Here is a 22,011-nt window from a genome sequence, read left to right on the forward strand (position 1 = left end):
AGGATGGCCTATATTGCAGGTCAACGGACCAGTCCATGACGACACTGAAGGAGCCGGCCCCCATGGCAAGCGCGGAGGACATCGCCGGCATCCCTGCCCGCGACCGGCGACGTCAGCTCCCTGACGAGGTCGCCGCCTACGTGCGCGAGCAGATCATGTCGGGCAATCTGCGGCCCGGCGACTTCCTCCGGATGGAACCGATCGCGGCTGCCGTCGGCGTCAGCAACACGCCCGTTCGCGAAGGCCTGCTGCGCCTGAGCAGCGAAGGCTTCGTGACGCTGGTCCCGCGGCGAGGTTTCGTGGTGGCACCGTTCACCCGGCAGGACGTCACCGATCTGTTCTGGGCGCTGGGCCAACTGGTCGGCGAGCTGGCCGCGCGCACCGCCGAGCACATCACCCCGGAACAGATCGCACGGCTGGAGGCCATCGAGGACCGTTTCGATCAGGCGATCGCCGACCAGGATGGCCATCTGATCGCCGAACTCGGCCATGCCTTCCATCGCGAGATCAACCTGGCCGCCGATTCGCATCGGCTCGCTTTGGTCGCCGGCGGCGTCGCCAAGCATCTGCCGAATCACTTCTACGCGACCCTGGAATCACAGGTCACCGAGAGCCGCAGCGATCACCGCGCGATCATCGACGCCCTGCGTGACCACGACGGCGACAAGGCCCGAGCGGCCATGCGATCGCATATGGCCCGCAGCGCCGAGCATGTGGTAACCATCCTCGAGGAACGCGGGCTCTGGGCCTAGACCGCCTCGAAGGTCGCCGCCAACCCCTGTCCGCCGCCGATGCACATGGTGGCAAGGCCCTTACCGCCGCCTCGGCGATGCAGCTCGTGCAGCAGGGTCGTCACCATCCGGACTCCGGTGGCGCCGATCGGGTGGCCCAACGAGATCCCGGAACCGTTGACGTTCAACCGATCCTGGTCGTCCCAACCCCATCCCTTGAGTACTGCCAGTACCTGCACGGCGAACGCCTCGTTGAGCTCGATCAGATCGAGTCCGCCGAGGAGTTCGGACACCGAAACGCCGCTACGGGCAGCAAGTTTCGCGACGGCCGGCACCGGTCCGAAACCCATGCGTGACGGCTCGCAGCCCGCGGCGGCCCAGCCGTCCAGGAAGCCGATGGGCTCCAGCCCGAGCGCCTCCAGCCGATCCTCGGCGACCACCAGGCACGCCGCGGCCGCATCGTTCTGTTGGCTCGCGTTGCCCGCGGTCACGGTGCCGTTCGGCATCACCGTGCGCAGCTTGGCCAGGGTCTCGACCGTCGAATCGGGCCGTACGCCCTCGTCGGTCTCCACCAGGACCGGATCACCCTTGCGCCGCGGCACGGTCACCGGCACCACCTCGTCGGCGAACTTGCCCTCGGCCCACGCCGCGGCCGCGCGCTGATGGCTGCGCGCCGCGTACGCGTCGGCTGCCTCACGAGAGATGTTGTGGTCCTTGGCCAGATTCTCCGCGGTCTCGATCATCCCGGAGATCTTCCCGAACCGATCCTCCGGCTGCGAACGCTCGCGACCACGGTCGAGCCGGTCGTACAGCATCGTGTTGCCCGACCGCGCGCCCCATCGGGTGCCGGTGCTGTAGTACTCGATCCGGCTCATCGACTCGACGCCGCCGGCGAGGACGGCGTCGGCCGCCCCGGTCTGCACCATCATGGCCGAGGTGACCAGCGCCTGCAGTCCACCTCCGCAGCGACGATCGAGCTGCATCCCGGGGACCTCGATGGGTAGGCCCGCGTGCAGCGCCAGCCAGCGGCCCACGCAGGGCACCTCCGAGTTGGCATAGGACTGGGCGAATACCACATCGTCGATGCGCGCGGGGTCTATTTTCGATTGCTCCACAACGGCTTTGACGATGTGGGCGCCGAGGTCCTCCACCGGCACGTCACGGAGCGAACCGCCGAAGGTGCCGACCGGGGTACGCAGCGGCGCAACGATGGCGGCGCGGCGCAGGGTGTTCGATGCCATGTTCTGTACGGCTCCTGAATCGTGTCGCGGCTAGATCTTGTTGCGGGCGACCAGCTGCCCGGCGATGACGTTGCGCTGGATCTCGTTGGTGCCCTCACCGACGATCATCAGCGGAGCGTCGCGGAAGTAGCGCTCGACGTCGTATTCGCGGGAGTATCCGTAGCCGCCGTGCACGCGGATGGCATCCAGCGCGATCTGCATCGCCGCCTCGGACGCGAAGAGCTTGGCCATGCCGGCCTCCATGTCGACCCGCTTGCCCGAGTCGAGCCGCTCGGCGGCGTCCTGCGTCAGCAGCCGCGCCGCCTGCTGTTTGGTCGCCATGTCCGCCAACAGGTTTCCGACCGACTGATGTTTCCAGATCGGCTTGCCGAACGATTCTCGTTCTTGCGCATAGCGGATCGCGTCGTTGAGCGCGGCCTGTCCGACGCCGAGGGCGCGGGAAGCCACCTGAATGCGGCCGACCTCGAGCCCGCGCATCATATGTCCCCAGCCGAGATTCGGTTCGCCGCCCAGGATCGCGTCATCGGGCACGACGCGACTGTCGAACACCAGCTCGCAGGCCTCGACTCCGCGGTAGCCGAGTTTCGGCAGCTTCTTGCTGATCGTGAAGCCATCGCCGGGCTCGACCAGGATGACGCTCATACCCTTGTGTGCCGGCGAGACATCTCGGTCGGTGATGCACAGCAGCCCGAAGAGACCCGAGTGCGCGGCATTGGAGATCCAGGTCTTGGACCCGCTGATCGACCAGCCGCCATCGACCCGAGTTGCATTGGTACGCATGGCCTGCAGGTCGCTGCCACCGCCGGGTTCGGTGAGCGCCATGGTCGCGCGGATCTCTCCGGTGGCCATCTTCGGCAGGTACTTGGACTTCTGCTCGTCGGTGCCGAAATTCCTGATCAGGTAGGTGATGACGGAGTGACCGCCGATCGCGCCGGCCAAGCTCATCCAGCCGCGCGCCAGCTCCTCGGTGACCCGCGCGAAGCAGGCCGTGCTCACGTCGACGCCGCCGAATTCGGCCGGAGCCAGCATGCCGAAGAAGCCCAGCTCTTTCATGGCATCGATGAACTCGGCCGGGTAGATGTCGTCCTGCTCGAACTCCCGCACCCGCGGACGCACCCGGTCGTCGACGAAGTCGGCGACCAGCGCGACCATCTGCTCCTCGTCCGCGCTCAGCCCCATGATTCGATCCTTCCCGGCGATCGGTGTCGCAACACCCTCGCGGCCGCTTGACCCGTTCGGCGTATAAAATAAAATATCATAATTGCGGGAGGTCGGTTCCCGCGCACCAACGACCAGGGGGCTGACATGCCGACACGGGACTCAACGACACCCGCGGCCCGGCGCCAGTCGCTGCCTACGAGTCTGAAAATCGTTGCGGCCGATGAGGTCCGGCGACAGATCTTTGAGGGTCGGCTGCGCCCGGGCACCCGCATCGACCAGGACCGCATCGCCGAGCAGCTCGGCATCAGCAAGCTGCCCGTACGGGAGGCCGTCATCGAGTTGTCGGCCGAAGGCATCGTGCAGCTGGAGCCGCGACGCGGGGCCTTCGTCGCGACGCTCGCCCGCGAGGACATCCTCGACCAGTACTGGATGCTCGGCGTCATCTCCGGGATGGCCGCCGAACGATCCGCGGCCCGTCTCACCGACGCCGACCTCGACACCCTCGCGTCGATGGCTGCCGACATGGAGTCGGCGACCAGCACCGAGGCCGAGGAGCTGCTCAATCACGAGTTCCACCGGGTGATCAACCGGGCCACCGGTTCTCGACGGCTGACCGCCGAGATCAAGACGCTCAGCCGGGCCATCCCGCAGGGCTTCTACGAGTCGCATGCCGGCTGGCGCGAGTCCATGACCCACGATCACCACGAGATCGTCGAGGCGCTACGGGTCCGCGACGGCGCGGCCGCGCGACGACTGACCGAGGAGCACTTCCGCCGCGGCGGCGATCAGGCGGTGGCGCTGCTCGAGGCGCGCGGATTCTGGTCGGACGCCGGGGCATAGCGCAGCACGCCGTCATCGTCGACGGTCTGCGCCCGACCCTGTAGGCGGAGCATCTCCAGATGCGCGCGGATCTCACTGATCGCGATCATCTGATGCTCGACCGGCAGATCGTCCAGGGCCCGCGCCCGCCGCGTCCATTTCATTTGGCGCGCAACCTCATACGACGACGACGGCCGGCGGCCGATCAGTTCCAGCACTTCGGCGAGCCGTTCGTCGTGATGGGCGATCTGCTCTTTGACGCGCGCATGCGTGCTGCCCAGGACCGGGCCGTGCGCCGGCAGCAGCGCACCGTCCGGGAGCTCCAGCGTCTGGCCCAGGGATCGCAGGAACGATTGCAGCGGTTGCGGTTCCGGCGACCACTCGAACCCGATCGACGGCGTGATGAACGGCAGCACGTGATCGCCCGTCACCAGCACGCCGCTCGCGGTGTGCCGCAGGATCACGTGGCCGCGGGTGTGCCCCGGCGTCGCGATCACCTCCAAGCCGCCGTCGGCCAGCTCGATCCGGTCACCGCCGGACAGCCAGCCGTCCGGCGGACCGTAGGGCGTGTTCTGCTCCATCTCCGACGGTTCGCCCTCGGCGATGGCCCGCGACACCGCCTGCGCGCCGGCCTCGGCCAGCTGCTCGGTCTGCGTCGGGTAGCGCACCTCCGCATCCAGGTCGAAGCCTAGGATGCTGTGTCGTTCCTCATGGCCGATGTAGAGCTTGCTGCCGATCTCGCCCCGCCACGCGTACGCCTGCGCATAGTGATCCCAGTGATGATGCGTCGCAATGCAGGTCGTGATGTCGGAAATGGAATGACCGAGCTCGGCGAATGCCCGCTCGATGGCCTGCCGGTTCGCGTCGTCACTGAACCCCGGATCCACGTAGACGAGACCGTCTGCGCCGGTGAAGAGATAACTGTTGACCGCCGTCAAGCCCTGCATGGGCAGCGGCAGCGGGATTCGGTATACGCCGGGAGCCACCTCGTACACCCCCGGCATCGTCCATTCGTCACGATTCGCTGCGCTCACGTGCCCACCGCCGATACTCGTTCTGTTGTTCCTGTAAATCCGTTGTATCAGGACCGTCGACGGCGGATTCGCGCCGGGGGCACATCACGCGCGACGGTCACCGCGAGCCCGGCAGCCGGGGCTGATCGCGCAGTCAGTGCGGATTCGTCCACACTTCCTGCGCCCGGTAACAGAGAAACGCGGCCAACGCGAACGTCACTACGAGGACAAGATCCGCTCGCCGACCCTCGGCGCGCGCCGAATAGCACCACCCGGCAGGCACGATCGCCGCGGCGGTGACGGCGTATCCGGCGAATACACCCGGCCGTGCCGGCGGGGTGCCGGTCATCCAGGCCGCCATTCCGGTTGCAAGCCAGGATATTACGAGCGACGTGATGATCGCCGACGGCATCCACGATGCACGAGAGCGGACTCCTATGAGCGCTCGAGCAGCTGACCACACCGCGGCGGCCGCCGCACACCCGACGGCGACGGCCGCAACTGTTGGATTCATGACGTGGAGGCCGCCGACCGTACCCGCGCCTTCTTGTTCCGGGAGGTCCGGCGCCGCACCAGCCACGTCGACATGCCGGTGACCATCAACGCCAGCGGGGTCAGACCGAACACGAACCACACTGCACGCCACCAGGGATTGACCGACACACCATAGTGGAGCGTGGGTTGCGCCAGATCATTAATGATCTTGTTGGACAAGGTCTTCGGCGGACCGGTCATCACCTTCACATTGCTCGCATCGTGCTCGTCGACACCGAGATACCTGTTGCCGCTGTACGTCGGGTAGTACTTCCACAGGTCTGCGTTGGAACCGTTCGCTCCATGATCGAAAAGGGTGAAGGTGTAATAGGCCTGCCCCGCTGCCGGCAGGCCAACGGCCGTGATCTCGGAATTCGGGAAGTGCGCTCGGGCAGCCGCGGCTGCGGTCGGCAGCGCGATCTCCGGCCCGGTACCGCTCGCCGTCATCGTGTACGCGTCGTCGGCGACGGCCCGCCCGCCGGTCGCCGAATACCAGAGCTTCGAGACCTGCGGGATCTCGAAATTCATTCCGGTGAGCGCCCACACCAGCAATGCCGGAGTCGCGATGATTCCGATGACATTGTGCAGGTCGTAGTCACGGGCGAATCGTCCACGCCCGAATCGAACCCGGAAGCCGTGCCGCAGTCTCTTTCGGCCGGGCCACCAGATGATCGCTCCGCCGACCGCGAGACCGAGCAGGAGCAAGCCGGTTCCGCCGAGAATCACCGCTCCCCAAGTCATTCCGGCGAACCATGGAACGTGCGCGATCACCGACGGACGCGCCAGCCACGGTTGATACCCGGCGTAACCCTGGCAGGTGAGCCCGCAGTCGTGCAGGTTGACCAGAAAGCCGATGACGCCGCCGTACAGGTTGGCGTGACCATTGATCTTTCCGGTGCCCGCGTCGACGAAGTATTGCTCGCCCGATGCCGGCTGATCCCCGGTGACGATGTACACGTCGTTCTTCAACGACACCTGGGTCGGATGGAACCGCGGGTCGGCGGACTGCACCGAGTGCTCGGCCGTTTCGAATCCGACCGGTTGCGGCGAATGCGTGCCGTGCAACAGATTCCCGTTGAGCGCGCGCATCATCTCCGGCGCATAGACGAGGGCCGCGCCCGAGGTGCACACGATCACCAGCACCAGTCCGAGCACGAGCGCCGACCATCGATGCGTGAGCACCAGGACCTTGCGTACCGGCTTCCGCGTGTTTCGTTTGCGTGCGGGCCGGCGCTTACGAGGTGACGGCGGTGCCGAGGTCTCGCCCGTGCGGACGGTGTCGTCGCGCACGCTGTCCAGGTGCGATGCCGCGCCAGCCATGGTTAGTTAGGTTAGCATCACCTAATTACGTCTCGCAGGGCGGCGAGTATCAGCTTGCCTCATGGGTCTGCGCGGGTCGACCCGCGAGCGACGACCCTTCCGCTCCGAAGTCGAGCAGGAATCGAGAAGTGCAATCACCACGGGCGGCCATACCGTCGCCACATGACATCAATCGATTCGGTAACTCTTCAGGTGAACGACCTCGGCGCGGCGCAGCGCTTCTACGACAAGGCTTTCGGACTGGGCGACACGATCAAGCTGGCGCAGTCGGACGCCCCGACCGACGGCTTCCGCGGTTTCACGCTATCGCTGGTCGCCGCCCAACCCTCCACTGCCCGAGGCTTTTTCGATTCCGCGGTGGCCGCGGGCGGGACACCGATCAAGCCGTTCGCCAAATCGTTCTGGGGCGTCGGCGGCACGGTCGTCGCGCCCGACGGCACGATCTGGAAGTTCGCATCGTCGGCGAAGAAGGACACCGGTCCGGCGACGCGCGAGGTCGACCAGATCGTGCTGCTGCTCGGCACCGCGAATGTGGCCGCCAGCAAGGCTTTCTACACCGACCAGGGCATCCCGGTCGCCAAGAGCTTCATGAACAAGTACGTCCAGTTCGATCTGCCGGACAGCCCGATCCAGTTGGCGCTCTACGGTCACAAGGCGCTGGCGAAGGATGCCGGCGTCCCGGCCGACGGTGACGGCTCACACCGGCTCGTCGTCAACGGCTCGAGGGCGCCGATCACCGATCCGGACGGTTTCGAATGGGCACCGGCAGCCTGAACAGAGCGGATAAAGAACCCGTATAGGTCCGTTGACAGCTGCATTTTCCCAGCGCATAGTCGGTTTGCGATGACATATGCCGGGATTCGACACCGGTCGGATCCCTACGCGAAGGAGGTGCTCGCCATGAAGGCGTTCGCTATCCATCACAACCACTCGCTGGGTCACCTGGCATCGACCTGCCGGCACCGATTCCAGGACGTCTGGGATCGTCGGCTGTTGACCCCGCAGGAGCGGGCGAACCTCATCGCCTCGCATTCGCCGGTCGCGATCTACACGGCGTCCCTCGGCGGGCATCCGCATCATTTCGACAACTGACACCGATGGCTCCGCATTCATGGTGATGCGGAGCCGTCGGTGTCTCAATCACCTTGCTTGCAAGGCGGATTGAGCGGTCTTACAGATTGAGTCGCCCGGCCCATTGCACGCCGTCCTCGACGACGCATTCCAGCGCCGTACAGGTGACGACGAGCTCCGGGCTCGGCGCCACGCGCAGCGCCTCGCGCAGCAATTCGACCGAGCCGGCGGTATCGGCGACGGCATCCACCCCGGCGGGCGCGAGTTCACCGAGCGCCTCGGTGAGGTTTTCGGTACACGAAATCGGTTCCACACCAAGTGAATCCAGATAGTCCAGGTCGGCGTCGAACCCGGTGCCGATCACTCGCATCCCGCGGCCGACGGCGATCTGGGCGATCATCGATCCCACATTGCCCGAAGCGCCCAGCACCAGAATCGTGTTGACCGACGGCTGCGTCAGATACGCCATGACGTCCCACGCGGTACTGCCCCCGTGCACTCCGTCCAGGTCGGACCGGTCGAACACGACCTGGTCGGCCTCCATTGCCTGCGTCACCCCGACTCCTCACGACAAATCGTCAATCCTGCGGGCACGGGCCCGCCTTCCCCGATGTTCGGTTTACCAAACATCGACCCGGAATTTCAGCCGATCGTCGACATTAGTAGGAGGTGCGCAGGATCTCCTGCCGACTTGTGCCGCCTGAACGCCCGCGCAGCGGTACTTGCTCGAGTCGGCCCCGCTGGAAATCGGATCGGTATCGAACGGGCGATACCGGTCGCGTGGCGCACGGCACAATCTAGACTTCGGCCCCAGGGGCGACGCCGCAGCGCAGATAGGGTTTCCGGATGGCCAACACCTTCAACCCGTTCGGACTGGTGAGCCGGGCGGTCGACGTGGTCCGGACAGGCGTCGACATCACCAGCTGGACCCAGAATGAGATCAACGACCTGATCCGTCGCGGGCTCAACGAGCTCGATCCCAATCCGCGGCCGACACTGCAGCTCGAGGTCGCTCCCAGCAAACCGCCGGAGGAACCGGTCGTGCTGGTCGCCAAGCCGGCCGAGGATTCGCTGCACAACAAGCTCAACGGGCTGCTCGACCGGGCGCTGGACCAGGACACCCAGACCAGCCAGACCGAGCTCTACCACCACCTGCTCAACCAACTCGTCCCCGACGAGGCCCGGATCCTCGGCGCGCTGTCGGACGGCGGATCGTCGCCGATGGTCAATGTGTACGGGTGGACTCGCTCGAAGGCCCAGTCGAAGGCGGTGCTGAAGAACGCGTCGCTGGTCGGCCGCACCGCGAACGTCTCGCTGATCCAGCTGACGCCGCAGTATGTGACGCATCTGCTGACGCTCGGTCTCGTGGAGTCGGGACCGGAGGACCCGTCACTCAAGACCGACTACGAGATCCTGCTGGCCGAGCCGATCGTGATCGACGCCGTCAACGCCGCGTCGATGGGGCCGATCCCGGCGCGCGTCGACCGCTTCACCGTGACGATCTCGGAACTGGGCGCGGCGCTCTGGGCGGCCGCCGAAGGCACCGGAAAGTAGCGCGCAGATGATGTCCTGGCACGAGATCCTCGATGATTTCGGCTCGTACTGGTTCATCTATCTGTCGATGCCGCTGGTGGCGGCGTTCGTCGGCTGGAGCACCAAGATCGTTGCGATGGAGATGATCTACCGGCCGGAGGAGTTCGTCGGTATCGGCCCGATCGGCTGGCAGGGCATCATTCCGCGACGGGCCGGCAAGGTGGGTTCCAAGACGATCGAGCTGTTCACCGAGAACCTTCTCAAACCCGAGGAACTGCTCGACCGCATCGACGCCGACGAGGCGGTAGTCGCACTGCGGGAACCGATTTCGAATGCCATCGACAAGGTGGCCCGCGACGTCGCCGAGCAGGTGCGCCCCGGTGTGTGGGATGCGCTGCCCGATGCCGGCCGGCGGGCGATCGTCAATCGCATCCAGTCACAGGTGCCGCGGGTCACGGGCAAGATGCTCGAGGAGATGAAGGCGGACCTGCCGCGGTTCATCGACCTGCAGTACCTGGCGATCACCACCCTGGTGCGCAACAAGTCGAAGCTGAACCGGCTGCTGCGCGGGGTCAGCGCCGACGCCATGGCGTTCATCCGCAAGGCGGGTATCTACTTCGGTCTCGGCATCGGCGTCGTGCAGATGATCGTCTGGGCGCTGTTCAAGAACCCGTGGATCATGCCGGCGTTCGGCTTCGGCATCGGTCTGGTGAGCGACTGGCTGGCCCTGAACATGCTGTTCCGGCCGATCTACCGCAAATCGTATTTCCGAGGCCTGTTCCACTTCCAGGGCATGCTGCATGCCCAGCGCGACAAGATCACTCGCGACTACGCCCGGCTGCTTGCCACCGATCTGTTCTCGCCGGAGATCCTGATCGACAGCATTTTGCGCGGCCCCGGGGCCGACCGCCTGTTCGCGCTGATCGCCAAGGAAGTGAACACGGCGATCGACGAGGAGACAGGTATCGGTGGATCGGTGCTCAAGTTCGCGGTCGGCACCGCGCGGTACCAGGCGCTCAAGGACAGCATCGTCACCCTGGTGCTCGACGAGCTGCCCAATACCCTCGCCGCCGCAGAGGAATACACGCTCAATGTCATCGATCTCGAGAACACGATCGTCGAGAAGATGAATCAGCTCACTCCCGAGGAGTATGAGAGCATTCTTCGTCCGATCTTCAAAGACGATGAGCCACTGCTAATTTCACTCGGCGCGGTGCTCGGCGGTCTGGTAGGCGAGCTGCAGGTACAGATCATCGAGCTGCTCACTCACCACTGACCACACCCGCCGATATCACGACGCTCGCCGTCATCCAGGTCCTCAGATCCCCGGGATCGCCCGCAACCTCTCGTATTCGTCGGCCGTTGGAACCCACTGCGCTGCCGCCGCATTCGCCTGAACCTGGGCGGGCGATGTCGCACCCGCGATCACCGACGCCACGGTTGGCGCCGCGGCCAATCCGCCGATCGCGACGTCGAGGAGCGTTCGGCCATGGCTATCCGCGAACTGCTGGAGACGATCGATCGCGTCGAAGGTCTGGGAATTGAGCCGTGCCTGCATTCCCCACGATTCGATACGACTTCCCTTCGGCGCGTCCGCGTCCCGGCGGTACTTGCCGGTCAGTAGACCACTGGCGAGCGGGAAGTACGGCAGCAGCCCGAGGCCATACTCCTGCAGGGCAGGCACCAGATCCGTCTCGGCCTCCCGGTGCAGCAGGCTGTACTCGTTCTGCGCACTGATGAATCGGACGTAGTTCCGCTGCCGTGCGGTCCATTCAGCATGCGCCACTTGCCATCCGGAGAAGTTCGAGTGACCGATGTAGCGGATCTTCCCTTCGCGTACCAGGTCGTCGAGTGCGGACAACGTTTCGTCGATCGGAGTCTGCGGGTCGGGCTGGTGCAGCTGGTAGAGATCGATCCAGTCGGTCTGCAGCCGCCGCAATGACGCCTCGACGGCCCGTCGAATGTATCGGCGAGAACCCCGCGCTCCCCAGTCGTCGCCGTTGTCGTTGCCACGGCGCCGCACATCACTCCCGAATTTGGTGGCGATGATGACATTGTCGCGATGACCGCGCAGGAAGCCGCCCAGACGTTCTTCCGACTGTCCGTAGGAGTCGGCGGTGTCGAACAACGTGATTCCGACGTCGAGCGCGGCGTGCACGACCGCTTGCCCGTCGGCTTCATCGAGCTTCATCCCGAGATTGTTCGTGCCGAGCCCGACCGCCGACACCACGAGGCCCGAGTGTCCCAACCGCCGAAATTCCATGCGCTGTCTCCTTCATTTCATCCGACTCGTTTCCACGCTACTCAGATGACACAGAGACCGGGAGACCACGTGCCACCTGGCGGCACGGCGGTTAAACCCAGCGCTGTCACGAATGTTCCGCGGTTGACGAGGACCAAAGACACTGGTCGACAACGAATCCGAGGAGCAGTCATGCGGTTGCGAATAGTCACTGGCATCGGTGCGAGCTGCGTTGCGATCGCGGTGCTCGTCGCCCCCGCGATCGCCGGGGCACAACCATTGCCCATCGACCGGCACGTCCCGCCCAATGGGGTGAGCACCCCCGAGTATCCGCGAACCCCGCTGCTGACCCCACCCGCGTCGCCGATCCAGGTTCCGGCACCGAGGATTTCCATCATCCACGGCACGGCCGGTCAGAATGCGCCGACGACGCTCCACCGCACGTACATCTACTACCCCTACATCAGCCCCGCGGTGCACAACGCGATCCCCGTGCCGCGTGGCGCGGTGCTGGATGCGAGCGGAGCCATCGCCGTCACCTTGCCGGCGCCCGCGGGCGGCACCGTCACGCTGAACCCCAACGGTCACTGCATCTTCAGCGGCGATGACGCCGACGAGGCGGATGCCGCTGCGCATCCCGAACAGTGGATATCAACACCGGCGGTGGTCGTCGATACTCCCGTGTTCCAGGTGCACATTGCGCCGCGCGTCTGGATTCCGCACCGGCTCGGCCACTAGGCAATTCGGACACCTTCACTCGCGGTGATTCCATCACTGCTGCCCGGCTCTGACGACAGCTACCGTCCATCGCATGTTCACTCGGACGTCGACAACATTCACCTCTGGTTGGTGGCAGTCATAAGCGCGCCCAGCCTGGCGACGGTCGACACCGCCGGTATCGCAGTCGATTCTGCCGATCCGACGGTCATCGATGTGCTCTTCGACGGGCAGTGGGTCTGGTCATTCCAGGCAGCGCGTGACACCACTCGCACGTTTCGGCTGGGCGGCGCAGCCAACCGGCTGGCGTCCTGGCCCAGCGCGCTACAGCCATTTCTGCACGGCACCGGGCATGTGACAGTGCGCGAACGTTCCTCGGACAACGTGCTTTTCGAAGGCGAGTGCATCTTCGACGACCAGGACGAACGGGTGTCGATCGTCGACGACGCGGGCCGACCGTTGACTGTCGACAAAGCCGGCGAACTGCAATGCGCATTCTCCGCACGCGGACAGGCGACTGTCGACGCGTTGCTGGACGCGCTCGAAGACGTGCTGGCGCGATTGACCGATGCGGGGGTCGACGCCTTTCTCGCCTACGGAGCACTGCTCGGCGCCGTGCGCGACGGGTCTTTCATCGCGCACGACTCCGATGCCGACGTCGCCTACCTGAGCCGCCACACCGCCCCTGTCGACGTCGCCCGCGAATCGTTCGCCCTGGAACGCGTGATGATCGAGGCCGGATACTGGACGTGGCGCTTCTCAGCCGCCGATTTCAAGGTGATCGTGCCCGACCCGGAGGGTGGCCGGGCGATCGATGTGTTCGCCGGATTCGTCATCGAAGACGTCTTCTACCTGCTGCCCGAAGTGGCATCCAGCGCGTTTCACGCGGATATCGTGCTGCCCCTCGGCAAGGTGGAATTGCACGGCCGCTCCATCGTCGCGCCCGCGAATCCCGAAGCCCTGCTGGAGATTCTGTACGGCCCGACATGGCGGGTGCCGGACCCGTCGTTCCGGTTCGAGCCGCCGCATGTCGTGCAACGACGCCTCGACGGATGGTTGCGATCGACGAACGGCAACCACGATCACTGGTGGTCCTTCTATTTCGGCCGGGCGCAGGAGGCCGTGTCCACCGAGCCATCGCCATTCGCCCGCTGGGTGCACGACCTGGAGGCCCCTGGTGCCGAGATCGTCGACATCGGAACCGGTACCGGCCGCGACGCCTTGTGGTTCGCCCGACAGGCGCATGCCGTGCTCGGCCTCGACTACATACCGGCGGCCACCGAGCGCGCCGGGAACATCGCCCGGGACGAGCACCTGCCGGCGTCTTTCCGGACGCTCAATCTCTACGACATCCGGCAGGTTCTCACGATGGGTGCCGAGCTTGCTCATCGGGAAGAATCACCGGTTCTGTACGGACGCTTTCTGATTCACGCCCTGGAGGATGCGGGGCGGCTCAATCTCTGGCGGATCGCGAACATGGCGCTGCGACGCGGTGGTCGGTTCTATCTCGAATTCCGGACGGGACTCGACGAAGGCGCCGAGCACGAGTTCGGCGAGCACTTCCGCCGCTATCTCGAGCCGGGCACCGTGATCGCCGAGATCGAAGCGAGCGGGGGACGGATCGAACATTGCGAATCCGGTCACGGGCTGGCCGTCTACAAACAGGAGGATCCGCACGTATGTCGGTTGATAGCAACGTGGAAACGCTGAGAAGGCGCGCCCGACGCGGTGGCCGAGCCGTCGTATTCCAATACAACCGGGCGGCATGGGCGGTTACCCGCGCCCGCCAACTACCGCAACGCTTCAAACAACTCGAAGCCGACGTGCAGCAGAATCGTCGGCTGCAGCAGCGGGTCGCCGAGCTGACGGATGTCGTCGCGGAGGTGCTGGTGCCGGCCGCCGACCGGGACGACGATCGCATTCGGTCCGTGCTGGCGAGGTACAACCAGACGTCGTTCTGACCCGACCCGCCGCCACACGCCGTCCGCGGCCAGATTTCAGGCGTATCGGCATGCATCGCCCGCCGCCTACGTTGGAGAGAGCAGTCAACGATGGAGGAGGAGCGATGAGCGAGACACCGTCGAGTGTGGTGATCGTGGGTGCCGGACTGGCTGGCGCGAAGACGGCCGAGGCATTGCGGAAAGCCGACTACACCGGCCCGATAACGCTGATCGGCAGCGAATCGGACCTTCCTTACGAGCGGCCGCCGCTGTCGAAGAGCTATCTGCAGGGGAAGTCGCCGTTCGATGATGCGCTGACCCACCCCGAGGGCTGGTACGCCGACAACAATGTTCAGCTGCGGCTGTCGTCCGAGGTCAGCGCGCTGCACCCCGATACCGCCGAGGTCGAGCTGGCCGACGGAACTCGCGAGGGCTACGGCGCACTGGTGCTGGCGACCGGCTCGGAACCCGTGCGACTACCGATCCCGGGCATCGAGCGGGCGCTCACCCTGCGCACGCATGCCGACGCGGACGCCATCCGCGCCACCTTCGGCTCGGGTCGGCGATTGGTGATCATCGGCGGCGGCTGGATCGGGCTGGAAGTCGCGGCAGCGGCCCGCGAGCTGGACACCGCCGTCACGGTTCTGGAGTCCGCGAAGCAGCCACTGCTGCACGTGGTCGGTCCTGACATCGCGCCCGTCTTCGCCGACCTGCACCGCGCGCACGGCGTCGACCTGCGGCTCGGCGCACAGGTCAGCACCATCGAGGAGGACGGCGTGCGGCTGGCCGACGGCGAGTTGATTCCGGCCGATGCAGTAGTCGTCGGCGTCGGCGCGCGGCCCCGTATAGATCTGGCCCGCGATGCCGGACTCGCGGTCGACGGCGGCGTGCTCGTCGACGCGCAGCTGCGCACGTCCGATCCGGCGATCTACGCGGTCGGCGACATCGCCGACGAGGAGCACTCGATCCTGGGTCGGCGGATCCGGGTCGAGCACTGGGCCACGGCGCTGAACCAGCCGGCCACCGCGGCCGCGGCACTACTCGGCGGTCCCGATACCTATGACCGTCTCCCCTACTTCTTCAGTGACCAGTACGACCTGGGCTTGGAGTATGTCGGCGATGTCCCGAAGGACGCGGACGCCCGGGTCGTCGTCCGCGGTGATCTTGCCGGGCGGGAGTTCGTGGCGTTCTGGCTCGATCCGGGCGACCGACTGCTCGCCGCCATGAACGTGAACGTGTGGGATGTCCCCGACGAGGTGAAGCCGCTCATCGCGGCCGGCACACCGGTGAATCCGGATCGGCTCACCGATCCCTCCGTGCCGTACTCGGCTCTCGGCGGCTGATCGTGCGCTGCACGGTACGCACACCCGGGGAATAGTTCACCTCGAAACCGACTTGCTGCAGGCAAGGCGGAAGAGGTGACGAGATGGCGGCAGACGCCCGGGTGCGAGTGATTCGGAACGGGGAGCGCAGCTTCTGGAACAACGAGTGGCTCCAGTCGCGGCAGTCGTTTCCCGCGACCGGCAACTTCGATCTCGCCGCGAATGCTCACGGCCTGCTGATGGTGCACAACGAGGACATCGTCGATCCCGGCGAGGGTTTCGACACGCATCAGCATATCGATACCGAGATCATCACCTGGGTACTCGAAGGCAGTGTGGTGCACCAGGATTCGGCGGGCAACTCGGGAATCATCCATCCCGGTCTGGCCCAGCGGATGAGTGCCGGCACCGGCATCATGCATTCGGAGAAGAACGGCGCCGGCCGCTACGAGAAGCCGGCGCTGCATGTCGTGCAGATGTGGTTGCCGCCGGACGAACCGGGGATCACGCCGTCGTATCAGGAGATGGATATCGCCGACGAGCTGGCGCGCGACACTCTCGTCACCGTCGCATCGGGCATGCGCCGCCATCGCGACGAGACGGCGATCACCCTCCACAACCGCTACGCGGCGCTACACGTCGCGCGACTCGAGACCGGTTCGGCGGTCACCAATCCGGACGCTCCGTTCGGGCACGTGTTCGTGGCGCGCGGACGCGTCGACTTCGAGTCGGCCGGAACGCTGGAGCAGGGCGACGCGGTGCGGCTGACCGATACCGGCGGCCAATCGATCACCGCGATCGAGCCGAGCGAGGTTCTGATCTGGGAGATGCACGCGAGCTTCGCCTGAGCCCCTAGGTCGTCGGTGTGGCCAGCAGCGCGACCACCTCGTCGTCGCTGACCTGGTCGAAGTGCTCGAACGACGCCCCGACCGCGATGAACGGCTCCGGCATGGACGCGCACACCAGGTCATCGACCAAGCGCGTGAACTCCCGACAGGTCGACGCCGGTGCGGCCGGCACCGCGACCACGATCCGTGCCGGCTCGGACTCGCGCAGCGCGAGCACCGCCGCACGCATGCTGGCACCCGTCGCCATGCCGTCGTCGACCAGAATCACGGTCTTGCCCGCGGCATCCAGCGGTGGCCGGTCGCCGCGGTACTCCTTCTCGCGACGGCGCAGCTCGCGGCCCTCTCGCTCAGCGATCCGGCGCAGTTCCTCGGATGTCAGCCCCAACTGCCGAACCGCGTCGTCGTTGAGCACCATCCGACCGCCGCCGGCCAGCGCACCGACAGCGTATTCCTCGTGGCCCGGCGCCCCCAGTTTGCGCACGATATAAGCGTCGAGCGGGGCATGCAGCACGGCGGCGACCTCGAAGCCGACCGGCACGCCGCCGCGAGCCAGGCCGAGCACGAGGACATCGTCGACACCGCGGTAGTCGGCCAACAGATCGGCCAGCACCCGGCCGGCCGCACACCGGTCGCGAAACGGTCTATTCGGTTGCAGCCCTGCTGTCCTGGCGTCGACCATCACGTCTCCTCGTATCCAGGGTACTCACGGCCGACGTCCCGCGACCGCGTTCGCCAACAGTCCCGCCAGTCCCTCGGCCGTGACTACCGCCGGATTCGGATACTGCTTGTTCAGAGCGATCTCCACCGCCCGCGGGATGTCGGCATCGGTGAATCCCAACGATGCCAACGATGTCGGCCCGCGATGGGCCACGACAAGATCGAAGACGCCCGCCGGCGCATCGACCACGCCCAGCGCATCGGCGATCGCCGCCATCGCGTCCGAAGCCGCAGTGGCGTTGTAGCGCATCGCCTGTGGGAGCATGACTGCGTGAGTCTGTGCATGCGGCAGACCGAAGCTTCCGCCGAGTGTGTGACACAGCTTGTGATGCAATCCCATTCCGACCGAGGCCAGACAGGTGCCGGCGAGCCAGGCCCCAGCCAACAAGTCTGCCCGGCCCTCGGCGTCGAACGAATCCTCGTGCACCGCAGCGAGTCCCTGCCCAATCCGGGCGACCGACTCGATGGCCAGCGCGCTGGTCGCCGGGTTCGCATCGGCCGCGTATAGCGCCTCCACCGCATGTGCGAGCGCATTGATCGAACTCACCAGCGTCAGCTCGGCGGGCAGCCCCAGCGTGAGATCCACGTCGTAGATGACCGTTTCTGGCAGGATCTCCGCACCCGACCGGGTCGTCTTGATGCCATTCGCCGTCTCGCCCAGCACTGGTGTGACCTCGGATCCGGCGTAGGTCGTCGGCACGATGATCTGCGCGTAATCAGCCCGCGCGGCAAGAGCTTTCGCGAGACCGGTGGTGCTGCCGCCGCCGATCGCGACGACGCAGTCGACGTCGGCGGTGCGTGCCGACCGCAGCGCCTGCTCGGTTACCTCGACCGGGGTATGCATCGCCGCGTCGGCGAATCGAGCCACGATCAGGTCGCCGAGCGCGCGGTCCCCCACTGGCAGGTGTCGACTACTTGCGATCAACAACACCCGCCGCCCACCGAGCCGCGCCACCTCGTCCTGCAGGGAAGCCACTGTGCCGCTGCCGAATACGATCCGCGACTGGTAGGTGGTGCAGATGAACGGTTCCATCAGGCGCAGCGGGTCACAGAACCTTCGATCCGTACATCTCCCCGAGCGGATCCGCGATCAGCTCGATACGTGCGCCGTCCGGATCGCGGAAATACAGCGACACCTCGCTGTGCTCGGCCAGCTCGACATTCGCCGCGATCAGTTTGTCGCGCAAACGTTCCCAGCGCGCGGGCTCGACACTGATCGCGACATGGTGCAACCCGCCGAGCACCTCTTGATAGGGGCCGACGTCAAGACCGGGGAAATCGAAGAATGCCAGCAGGTTGCCGTTGCCGATGTCGAAGAAGAAATGCGAGGACCCGGGGTAGTCACGGTTCTCGATGAGTTCGGTCAGCGGAAACTCGAGAATCCCCTGATAGAAGCGGACGGTCGCCTCGACGTCGCTGCTGACGAGCGCGGTGTGATGCAATCCGCGGGCCGACGATGCCGGCCGGGTCTCGGTGGGTTCGAGGTACTGCTCGCGCAGCGCATCGCGCTGGACGGCGAACTTCTGCGAGCGCTGCTGCTCTTCGGCGGTGGTCATCACGGTCCTCCTCGCGACGGTGTCGGGGCGGGCTCCGACGGCTGGGTTCGATCGCAACTACCTGTAGATTACGAGCAGCCGAGCGAGTAAGGAATCGAATGCGCCCGTACCTCGACAAGGCCGCCCCGGCGGTGTGGTCTGCCGCCCAGAAGTATTCGGCCTCGGTGACGGAGTTCGCCGCCGCCCAAGGCATCGACCACACCGAGGCCGAGTTGATGAAGGTCCGGGCGTCACAACTGAACGGCTGCGCGTTCTGCCTCGATCTGCATTCGCGGGATGCGCGCAAATACGGTGTGCCGCAGCAGAAACTGGACGTGCTGGGCGGCTGGCGCGAGGCCGACATCTACACCGAGCGTGAATGCGCGGTGCTGTCCATCGCCGAGGCCGCGACACGGCTGCCCCTGACCGAGGACGCGGTGGCGGATCTCGAGGCGGCGCGGAATGTGCTCGGCGAGGACGGCTTTGCCGCCGCGGAATGGATCGCCGTCACCATCAACACCTTCAACCGGATCTCGATTCTCAGCCGGCATCCGATCCGTGCGCGCGGCGCCGACGGACACATCCTGTACTGACCGCTGTCGATCCGCGGCGGCCGGGATCAGCGCTGCGGTCGAAACGAGTCCGCGGTGGCCGCCGACCAGTCCCCTAGCCAGGTCTGCGGCGCCTGCGCGAGCAGCTCTCCCGGTGAAAGCCATTCATACAGTTCGGCATACGACCGCTGCTCGGTCGACGTCACCCGGCGGCGCAGCAGATGCGGCGTCAGCTCGGCCGGGTCGTCGATCCCCATCGACGCCATGATCTGCGCGGCCTGCGCCACGGTCGCCGCCTGATATCGGTACGCCCGCGTCGTCTTGTCGTCGACATCGAGCGCCCGGGCGCGCCGATTGTCCTGCGTGGCCACGCCGACCGGGCATTTGTTGGTGTGGCAGCGCTGTGCCTGGATGCAGCCGACGGCCATCATCATGGCTCGCGCCGCATTGGTGTAGTCGGCGCCCTGGATGAGGCGTTTGACGATGTCGTTGCCGGCCGCGACCTTGCCGCTGGCACCGACCTTGATGCGATCCCGCAGGCCGGTCCCGACCAGGGCGTTGTGCACCGTCATCAGGCCATCGGTCAGCGGCAGACCCACGTGATCCTCGTATTCCAATGGGGCGGCGGCGGTTCCGCCTTCGGCGCCGTCGACGACGATGAAATCCGGCGTGATGTTCTCCGCGACCATCGCCTTGCAGATGGCCAGGACGTCGACGCGGCTGCCGACGCAGAGCTTGAACCCGATCGGCTTGCCGCCGGACAACTCGCGCAGGCGGGCCACGAACTCGACGAGTTCGCGCGGCGTCGAGAACGCCGAATGCGCAGCAGGGCTGACGCATTTCTCGCCGACCGGAACACCGCGATATTCGGCTATCTCGCGACTGACCTTCGCCGCCGGCAGCACCCCGCCGATGCCGGGCTTCGCGCCCTGGCTCAGCTTGATGTTGATCAGCTTGACGCTCTCATGAGATGCCTTGTCCGCAAATATGTCCGGATCGAAATGCCCGTCGGCGGTCCGGGTGCCGAAGTAGCCGGAACCGATCTCCCACACCAGATCGCCGCCACCCGACAGGTGGTAGGGCGTCAGCCCGCCTTCGCCGGTGTCATGCGCGAATCCGCCGCGGGCGGCTGCGCCGTTCAATGCGCGGATCGCGTTGGCGGACAATGCCCCGAAACTCATCGAGGACACATTGAGCAGCGACATGGAGTGCGGCCGGGAGCAGTCCGGCCCGCCGACCAGCACCCGCGGCGGCTCGGCGGGTTCGGGCACCGGCGCGGTCGAATGCACCAGATACTCATAGCCGACCTCTTCGATGTCGCGTTCGGTGCCGAAGGACAGCTCGCCGTGAATTCCCTTGGCGCGCTCGTAGATGACGGTGCGCACGTCGCGGTCGTAGGGGCGGCCGTCGAAGTTGCGTTCGATGAAGTACTGCTGCAGTTCGGGCCGGATCGATTCGAGCAAAAACCGCATATGGCCCAGGATCGGATAGTTCCGCAGCACCGAATGTCGGCGTTGCAGAATGTCATAGAGCCCGAGGAGCAGCAGAGCCGCCAGGATCGCGACCACCAGCCACCATGCCCACGACCCGACGATCGCGGCAAATGCCCCCAGCAGCAGCGCAACTCCGACGGCTCCGACCACGAAGAAACTCATGTCCGCGACGCTACTCCCACCGAACGGCCCCAACGCTCGAATCGGTGGCCCGCGGGCCTACGAACGCTCCCGCTGGGTGGTCCGTTTCGCTCGACCCGAAAATTCTGCGTTGTACGGTCGGCACCGGAGCAGCCGGCCACCCGGGCCGGCGCCGGATCGCTGCGAAAGCAGGAGGTACACAATGGACGACTTCGCCGGCCGCGTCGCACTGATCACCGGTGGCGCGCGGGGCCAAGGACGCACCCACGCGCTCGCGCTGGCGGAACGCGGCGCCGACATCGTGATCTGCGACCGGTGCGCCGACAGTCCGTCGGTGCCGTATCCGCTTGCCACGCCTGAAGATCTGGCCGAGACCGAGCGTCTGGTCACCGAGCGCGGGCGCCGGTGCATCGCGGTGCAGGCCAACACGGCCGATCACGCCGCGATGGTCGATCTGGTCGCCCGCGCGAATGCCGAGCTGGGCTCGGTCGACATCGCGATCGCCAATGCCGGAGTCTCGGTGGCCGACAGCGTGGTGCAGATGTCGCCGGAGGTCTGGAACGAGGTGATCGCGAGCAACCTGACGGGCGTCTTCAACACGCTCTCGGCGGTGTCGCCGGGCATGGCCGAACGCGGCCACGGGCGCATCGTCACGGTCAGCTCGATGATGGGCCGCGGTGCCAACCCCGGCCTGACCGCCTACAGCGCGTCGAAATGGGGCGTCATCGGCATGACCAAGAGCGCGGCCCTCGATCTGGCCGGCTCCGGCGTCACCGTCAATGCCGTTGCACCGGGCAATGTTTCGACGGCGATGGTGCACAACGACGCGCTCTACGCGATCATGCGGCCCGACCTCGATCACCCGACCCGCGAGGATGTCGCACCGATCTTCACCATGCTGCACGGGCAACCGGTGCCCTTCCTGGAGCCCGAGGAGATCACCCACGCGGTGCTGTTCCTGCTGGCCGACGCGAGCGCACACATCACCGGTACCGTCATCCCCGTCGATGCCGGGGCGGCGGCCCGCGTCAGCGCCTGAGCCGCCGTTCCGGTCAGTGGAAGTGATCTGACGGACCCGCGGT

Annotated in this window: 23 protein-coding genes and 1 pseudogene; 13 read left to right on the forward strand and 11 right to left on the reverse strand. The window is 66.1% G+C overall.

What is annotated here, in order from left to right; translation table 11 throughout:
* Positions 1 to 62: 62 nt before the first annotated feature.
* A complete protein-coding gene (locus G341_RS0109195; protein ID WP_018178834.1) occupies positions 63 to 752 on the forward strand; it encodes a GntR family transcriptional regulator in 690 nt (229 codons plus the stop codon).
* Here the strand turns inward: G341_RS0109195 and G341_RS0109200 are convergent.
* Both G341_RS0109200 and G341_RS0109205 read right to left on the reverse strand, forming a co-directional pair.
* A complete protein-coding gene (locus G341_RS0109200) occupies positions 749 to 1,972 on the reverse strand; it encodes an acetyl-CoA C-acetyltransferase (RefSeq protein ID WP_018178835.1) in 1,224 nt (407 codons plus the stop codon). The two genes, G341_RS0109195 and G341_RS0109200, sit on opposite strands and share 4 nt — an antisense overlap.
* A gap of 30 nt (positions 1,973 to 2,002) precedes the next feature.
* Positions 2,003 to 3,151, reverse strand: coding sequence for an acyl-CoA dehydrogenase family protein (locus tag G341_RS0109205; protein ID WP_018178836.1), 1,149 nt, complete (start codon positions 3,149 to 3,151; stop codon positions 2,003 to 2,005).
* A gap of 126 nt (positions 3,152 to 3,277) precedes the next feature.
* On the opposite strand from G341_RS0109205, the gene G341_RS0109210 reads away from it, so the two are divergent.
* Complete coding sequence (locus G341_RS0109210; RefSeq protein ID WP_018178837.1) at positions 3,278 to 3,973, forward strand: GntR family transcriptional regulator; 696 nt, start codon at positions 3,278 to 3,280, stop codon at positions 3,971 to 3,973.
* On the opposite strand, the gene G341_RS0109215 is transcribed toward G341_RS0109210, so the two are convergent.
* From G341_RS0109215 to G341_RS0109225, 3 genes are all read right to left on the reverse strand, one after another.
* Entirely contained in the window at positions 3,919 to 4,986 is a 1,068-nt protein-coding gene (locus G341_RS0109215) for an MBL fold metallo-hydrolase (protein ID WP_245556949.1), read from the reverse strand. The genes G341_RS0109210 and G341_RS0109215 overlap by 55 nt on opposite strands.
* Before the next feature lie 133 nt (positions 4,987 to 5,119).
* Positions 5,120 to 5,314: a hypothetical protein gene (locus G341_RS23030; RefSeq protein ID WP_155826886.1), complete on the reverse strand. Its 195-nt coding sequence runs from the start codon at positions 5,312 to 5,314 to the stop codon at positions 5,120 to 5,122.
* Between the two features lie 161 nt (positions 5,315 to 5,475).
* Positions 5,476 to 6,819 carry a PepSY-associated TM helix domain-containing protein gene (locus G341_RS0109225; protein ID WP_018178840.1) on the reverse strand — a complete coding sequence of 448 codons (1,344 nt, stop codon included), beginning with the start codon at positions 6,817 to 6,819 and terminating at the stop codon, positions 5,476 to 5,478.
* 162 nt (positions 6,820 to 6,981) lie between these two features.
* On the opposite strand from G341_RS0109225, the gene G341_RS0109230 reads away from it, so the two are divergent.
* Positions 6,982 to 7,593, forward strand: a complete 612-nt coding sequence (locus tag G341_RS0109230; RefSeq protein ID WP_026303453.1) for a VOC family protein — start codon at positions 6,982 to 6,984, stop codon at positions 7,591 to 7,593.
* A 126-nt stretch (positions 7,594 to 7,719) separates the two neighbouring features.
* Entirely contained in the window at positions 7,720 to 7,911 is a 192-nt protein-coding gene (locus G341_RS21565) for a hypothetical protein (protein WP_155826888.1), read from the forward strand.
* 79 nt (positions 7,912 to 7,990) lie between these two features.
* Here the strand turns inward: G341_RS21565 and G341_RS23035 are convergent, their stop codons facing one another.
* A complete protein-coding gene (locus tag G341_RS23035; protein ID WP_155826889.1) occupies positions 7,991 to 8,446 on the reverse strand; it encodes a zinc-binding dehydrogenase in 456 nt (151 codons plus the stop codon).
* Between the two features lie 290 nt (positions 8,447 to 8,736).
* On the opposite strand from G341_RS23035, the gene G341_RS0109245 reads away from it, so the two are divergent.
* On the forward strand, positions 8,737 to 9,444 hold the full coding sequence (locus tag G341_RS0109245) for an Abi-alpha family protein (protein ID WP_018178844.1): 708 nt from the start codon (positions 8,737 to 8,739) through the stop codon (positions 9,442 to 9,444).
* Positions 9,445 to 9,451: 7 nt separating this feature from the next.
* On the forward strand, positions 9,452 to 10,699 hold the full coding sequence (locus tag G341_RS0109250) for a DUF445 domain-containing protein (protein ID WP_018178845.1): 1,248 nt from the start codon (positions 9,452 to 9,454) through the stop codon (positions 10,697 to 10,699).
* A 42-nt stretch (positions 10,700 to 10,741) separates the two neighbouring features.
* On the opposite strand, the gene G341_RS0109255 is transcribed toward G341_RS0109250, so the two are convergent.
* The gene (locus G341_RS0109255; RefSeq protein ID WP_018178846.1) at positions 10,742 to 11,686 is read right to left on the reverse strand and encodes an aldo/keto reductase; all 945 of its coding nucleotides are present in this window, start codon (positions 11,684 to 11,686) and stop codon (positions 10,742 to 10,744) included.
* 171 nt (positions 11,687 to 11,857) lie between these two features.
* Here G341_RS0109255 and G341_RS23040 point away from each other — a divergent pair, with 171 nt between their 5' ends.
* The 5 genes from G341_RS23040 (at position 11,858) to G341_RS0109280 (ending at position 16,492) form a co-directional block, all read left to right on the forward strand.
* Positions 11,858 to 12,403, forward strand: a complete 546-nt coding sequence (locus G341_RS23040) for a hypothetical protein (protein ID WP_018178847.1) — start codon at positions 11,858 to 11,860, stop codon at positions 12,401 to 12,403.
* A gap of 111 nt (positions 12,404 to 12,514) precedes the next feature.
* Positions 12,515 to 14,092 carry a class I SAM-dependent methyltransferase gene (locus tag G341_RS0109265; RefSeq protein ID WP_245556950.1) on the forward strand — a complete coding sequence of 526 codons (1,578 nt, stop codon included), beginning with the start codon at positions 12,515 to 12,517 and terminating at the stop codon, positions 14,090 to 14,092.
* The gene (locus tag G341_RS24365; RefSeq protein WP_342664832.1) at positions 14,062 to 14,343 is read left to right on the forward strand and encodes a DUF6752 domain-containing protein; all 282 of its coding nucleotides are present in this window, start codon (positions 14,062 to 14,064) and stop codon (positions 14,341 to 14,343) included. Before G341_RS0109265 ends, G341_RS24365 begins: the two co-directional genes overlap by 31 nt.
* A 104-nt stretch (positions 14,344 to 14,447) precedes the next feature.
* Positions 14,448 to 15,665 (forward strand): NAD(P)/FAD-dependent oxidoreductase, encoded by a 1,218-nt coding sequence (locus G341_RS0109275; RefSeq protein ID WP_018178850.1) that lies wholly within the window; start codon positions 14,448 to 14,450, stop codon positions 15,663 to 15,665.
* Positions 15,666 to 15,748: 83 nt separating this feature from the next.
* On the forward strand, positions 15,749 to 16,492 hold the full coding sequence (locus G341_RS0109280) for a pirin family protein (RefSeq protein WP_018178851.1): 744 nt from the start codon (positions 15,749 to 15,751) through the stop codon (positions 16,490 to 16,492).
* 10 nt (positions 16,493 to 16,502) lie between these two features.
* Here the strand turns inward: G341_RS0109280 and G341_RS0109285 are convergent.
* From G341_RS0109285 to G341_RS0109295, 3 genes and pseudogenes are all read right to left on the reverse strand, one after another.
* Positions 16,503 to 17,171, reverse strand: a pseudogene (locus G341_RS0109285) (phosphoribosyltransferase); the annotation flags it as partial.
* A 24-nt stretch (positions 17,172 to 17,195) separates the two neighbouring features.
* Positions 17,196 to 18,242, reverse strand: a complete 1,047-nt coding sequence (locus G341_RS0109290) for a maleylacetate reductase (RefSeq protein ID WP_018178853.1) — start codon at positions 18,240 to 18,242, stop codon at positions 17,196 to 17,198.
* A gap of 13 nt (positions 18,243 to 18,255) precedes the next feature.
* Complete coding sequence (locus tag G341_RS0109295; RefSeq protein WP_018178854.1) at positions 18,256 to 18,765, reverse strand: VOC family protein; 510 nt, start codon at positions 18,763 to 18,765, stop codon at positions 18,256 to 18,258.
* A gap of 98 nt (positions 18,766 to 18,863) precedes the next feature.
* Between G341_RS0109295 and G341_RS0109300 the strand changes: the two genes are divergently transcribed.
* Positions 18,864 to 19,337 (forward strand): carboxymuconolactone decarboxylase family protein, encoded by a 474-nt coding sequence (locus G341_RS0109300; RefSeq protein ID WP_018178855.1) that lies wholly within the window; start codon positions 18,864 to 18,866, stop codon positions 19,335 to 19,337.
* A 26-nt stretch (positions 19,338 to 19,363) separates the two neighbouring features.
* Here the strand turns inward: G341_RS0109300 and G341_RS0109305 are convergent, their stop codons facing one another.
* The gene (locus G341_RS0109305; RefSeq protein ID WP_018178856.1) at positions 19,364 to 20,950 is read right to left on the reverse strand and encodes an FMN-binding glutamate synthase family protein; all 1,587 of its coding nucleotides are present in this window, start codon (positions 20,948 to 20,950) and stop codon (positions 19,364 to 19,366) included.
* A 181-nt stretch (positions 20,951 to 21,131) separates the two neighbouring features.
* Here G341_RS0109305 and G341_RS0109310 point away from each other — a divergent pair, with 181 nt between their 5' ends.
* On the forward strand, positions 21,132 to 21,968 hold the full coding sequence (locus tag G341_RS0109310) for a mycofactocin-coupled SDR family oxidoreductase (RefSeq protein WP_018178857.1): 837 nt from the start codon (positions 21,132 to 21,134) through the stop codon (positions 21,966 to 21,968).
* The last annotated feature ends 43 nt before the right edge of the window (positions 21,969 to 22,011 follow it).

It is taken from the genome of Jongsikchunia kroppenstedtii DSM 45133 (genome assembly GCF_000380485.1).
GTDB lineage: Bacteria > Actinomycetota > Actinomycetes > Mycobacteriales > Mycobacteriaceae > Jongsikchunia > Jongsikchunia kroppenstedtii.